Consider the following 1295-nt stretch of genomic DNA (forward strand, 5'->3'; position numbering starts at 1 on the left):
GGAACTGCAACTATTATTTTGAACAAATAAATAAAAGCAGCTTTCTAACTCTTTAATTGGGCAACTGATTTTCTGTATTCTACAGGGGATTGGTTGCCTAATTTTGTTAATATTCGTGTATTATTCCAAAATTTGATATAATTATTTACACACTTAATGGTGTCTGCTAAACCTTTAGGTTTAGCTTGTGTGTAAATCATTTCAGTCTTTAGGTTGGCGTGAAATGATTCGATGATGGCGTTATCAGCTGGCGTGCCTTTACGGGACATGCTTCTGATGGCGCCTTTTTTACGTGCTAATTCAAAAAATTCACGTGAAGTGTAAGTCGAACCTTGATCACTATGGATAATAGCGCCATTTAAATAGCCTAATTGATTTAATGTATCTAACGCCAATTGGGTATTTGGATGATTTGAAATTTTATGAGCGATAATTTCCGAATTAAAACTATCCATGATCGTTGAGAGATATAACATCTTATTTCCGCAAGGAATATACGTGATATCAGTAGTTAATTTACGTTTTGGTAAACTAACGTTCCAATCACGATTGATTATATTATCAAATTGTTTAAATGGATTACCAGGTCTATAAGATCTTTTACGTTTAATACGACACCCCCAACCATATTTGGCCATAATTCTTTGAACTTTACTAACACTACATTTTAAATACTTATTAATTAGTGCATGAATTTTACGATAACCATATAAAAACTTCGTTTTTATACATAGTTGTTGAATCTCTTGTTCAATCTGACTTAAATTAAAATGATCTGCATGCTTTTTATGATAGTAATAGGTACTTCTAGATATGTTGAGATACTGACAAATCCTAACTAAAGATATCTTTGATGTGAAATTATCGATTAATTTAATAGTATCTTGATTTACCACAGCCCTTCCATGATTAAATATTTTTTTATAACTTCAAGTTCTTCTTTCATTTGTTTAATTTCCATGTCTTTTATGACATGACTAGGTAGTTCTAAGTTACCTTTATTATATTTATATTGCTTTCCAGGCTTTTGCTTCAAACGGTAGTAATCGCCATTTCTTACATATTTCCGCCACGTATAAATTAATCCATCACTCTTTAACCCAAGCATTTCACAAATCTTTCTACCTGGAACACCTTCATTAAGAAGCCGAACGGCTTCTAGTTTAGTTTCATATGAATATCTATTATTAGCCATACAAAAAACACCTCCGAATTATGTTATTTTATCAAATAAAAATAATCATTTTATCGAAAGTGCTTTTATTTATCTGTTCAATATTATAACTTCAGTTCCT

General features: G+C 30.9%; 2 protein-coding genes. Both read right to left on the bottom strand.

Going from position 1 to position 1295, the window contains the following annotated elements:
• Window positions 1–44 precede the first annotated feature (44 nt).
• Window positions 45–896 (bottom strand): IS3 family transposase, encoded by an 852-nt coding sequence (locus ACOMA7_RS07690; RefSeq protein ID WP_054607823.1) that lies wholly within the window; start codon window positions 894–896, stop codon window positions 45–47.
• On the bottom strand, window positions 890–1195 hold the full coding sequence (locus ACOMA7_RS07695) for a transposase (protein ID WP_054607824.1): 306 nt from the start codon (window positions 1193–1195) through the stop codon (window positions 890–892). The genes ACOMA7_RS07690 and ACOMA7_RS07695 overlap by 7 nt, the downstream gene beginning before the upstream one ends.
• Window positions 1196–1295 lie beyond the last annotated feature (100 nt).

Origin of the sequence: Apilactobacillus intestinapis (genome assembly GCF_049166695.1) — a bacterium.
Lineage (GTDB): Bacteria > Bacillota > Bacilli > Lactobacillales > Lactobacillaceae > Apilactobacillus > Apilactobacillus kunkeei_C.